This window comes from Herbaspirillum lusitanum P6-12 (assembly GCF_000256565.1).
Taxonomy (GTDB): domain Bacteria; phylum Pseudomonadota; class Gammaproteobacteria; order Burkholderiales; family Burkholderiaceae_D; genus Herbaspirillum; species Herbaspirillum lusitanum.
On sequence record NZ_AJHH01000297.1, the window covers coordinates 1 to 2,337 of the forward strand.

The 2,337-nt window shown below is 62.6% G+C and carries 2 protein-coding genes; both read right to left on the reverse strand.

Annotated features, from left to right (window positions below; all coding sequences use genetic code 11):
* On the reverse strand, positions 1 to 1,250 hold a 1,250-nt coding region (locus HLUSI_RS0109370), incomplete at its 3' end, for a fumarate reductase/succinate dehydrogenase flavoprotein subunit (RefSeq protein WP_016833721.1).
* A gap of 33 nt (positions 1,251 to 1,283) precedes the next feature.
* Positions 1,284 to 2,039, reverse strand: coding sequence for a GntR family transcriptional regulator (locus HLUSI_RS0109375; protein ID WP_016833722.1), 756 nt, complete (start codon positions 2,037 to 2,039; stop codon positions 1,284 to 1,286).
* Between the last annotated feature and the right edge of the window lie 298 nt (positions 2,040 to 2,337).

Here is a 2,337-nt window from a genome sequence, read left to right on the forward strand (position 1 = left end):
GCGTCGACCTGCTGCTGGCTGACTTCGGCGAGCGGCTGCCCGGCGCAATAGCGCGCCGCGCTTTCACCGGCCAGCTTGCCGTAGACGAAGGCGCCCAGCATGTAGTTGTGCGGCACGCAGGCAAGATCGCCGGCGGCATACAAGCCAGGCACCGTGGTCTCGGCATGTTCGTTGACCCACACGCCGGAAGCCGAGTGGCCGCTGCACAAACCGATTTCGGAGATGTGCATTTCCACCATTTGCTCGCGGTAGTCGGTGCCGCGCCCTTCATGAAAGCGGCCGCGGCTGGGACGCTCGTTGGTGTGCAGGATGGTCTCGATGGTGCGGATGGTTTCTTCGGCAAGATGGTTCAGCTTGAGGAACACCGGACCGTTGCCTCCTTGCAGTTCGTTGTAGAACTCCTGCATCATCTGGCCGCTCCAGTAATCGCATTCGATGAAGCGTTCGCCGTGGCTGTTTGTCGTGAAGCCGCCGAACGGACCGGTGACGTAGGCGCAGGCCGGGCCGTTGTAATCCTTGATCAGCGGATTGATCTGGAAGCATTCGATGCCCGACAGCTCGGCGCCGGCGTGATACGCCATGCTGTAGCCGTCGCCGGCGTTGGTCGGATTTTCATAGGTGCCGAACAAATAACCGGACGCCGGCAGGCCGAGGCGACCGGCCGCGCCCGTGGACAGCACCACGGTCTTGGCACGGACTACATGGAAGTCGCCGGTGCGGCAATCGAACGCCATGGCGCCGGCGATGCTGCCATCCTCGGCCGTGAGCAGGCGCGTCGCCACCAGGCGGTTGGTGATTTCCACGCGGGCGCGCTTGAGACGGCGGTACAGCACCTTCTTGATGTCATGGCCTTCCGGCATCGGCAGGACGTAGGTGCCCATGTGGTGCACCTTGCGCATGGCGTAGTCGCCGGTCTCGTCCTTCTCGAACTTGACGCCCCAGCGATCCAGTTCCTCGATCATCGGGAAGCTGCCCTGGGCGTAGGCCATCACGGTCTTCTGGTTGACGATGCCATCGTTGGCGGTGGTGATTTCCTTGACGTATTGCTCGGGCGTGGCGAAGCCGGGCACGATGGCGTTGTTGAGCCCGTCCATGCCCATCGAGATGGCGCCGCTGCGCTTGACGTTGGCCTTTTCCAGCAGCAGCACGCGCAATGCCGGGTTGGCTTCCTTGGCTTTGGCGGCAGCCATCGGACCGGCGGTGCCGCCGCCGATAACCAGTACGTCGACGGTTTGGATATGGGTTTCCATGAGGTTCTCCTGTGTCCTGTATTTGTCCGGCGCTTATTCTGCTGCCGTCGGACGGCGCGCGATGCGCAAGTGGTATTGAAAGGTCTCGCCGCGGAAGTACAGATATTCGAAATCCAGCGGCTTGCCGTCGGCGGTATAAGTCAGGCGCTCGATGCGCAGCAGTGCGGTGCCTTCGCTGACCTGCAGGGCTTCGGCCAGTGCGTGGTCGGCGATGACGGCGCCGATCTGCAGGTCGGCGTGGCCGAGTGCGATGCCGAAATCGTTTTCGAAGATCAGGAAGATGTCGCGGCCGGACAGGTCTTCATTACGCAGGCGCTGGCCGAGTTCTTCCGGCAGGTAGGTGATTTCCAGCGACACCGGCTCGCGGTTGAGGTGGCGCACGCGGCGGATCTCGGCCACCGTCGTGCCGACTTCGACGCCCAGTTGTTGCGCCACTTCAGCAGTGGCGGGCAGGGTGCGATGACCGACCACGCGGTTATGGATTTCGTAACCCTTGCGCGTCATCGCCTCGGCAAAACCTTCCAGCCGGGTCAGCTCCTGCGCGGCCTTTTTCTTGGCGACGAAAGTACCTTTACCGGGGATCTTGAAGATCACGCCTTCGCGCTGCAGGTCGCTCAGCGCCTGGCGCACCGTGATGCGACTGACGCCGAAGATGGCGCCCATTTCACTCTCGGGCGGCAACTGCGCATGCGGGCCGTAGGTGCCGTCGAAGATGCGTTCGCGCAGCATGTCCTTGACCTGTACGTACAGGGGGACGGGGGAGGGTTCGACGATCTGGAAATCGGGCATCGCATGTCCTGGGTGTTGCTGTTTGTTTCAAATCATGACCAGATGGTAGAGAGACCCGCTTGCCTTGAGAACGAATCTCTTCGTACATGCTTATGACGAAAATGATTTTCACGCCGCCGTCGCCTTAGTCCCGCGTGCCGACATGCACCGGCGGCGTCGTGTTGAACCAGTGCGGGCGCGCTGCTTCCAGTTGTGTCGCAAGTTGCAACAGGCGCGCTTCCTCGAACCATTTGGCGTAGAGCTGCACGCCCACCGGAATACCGTTGGCATCCTTGCCGGCCCCCCCCCCCCCCCCCCC

What these genes read in the sequence shown, in the direction of transcription:
- HLUSI_RS0109375 (WP_016833722.1), bottom strand. Translation starts at nt 2,039, where the DNA reads ATGCCCGATTTCCAGATCGTCGAACCCTCCCCCGTCCCCCTGTACGTA.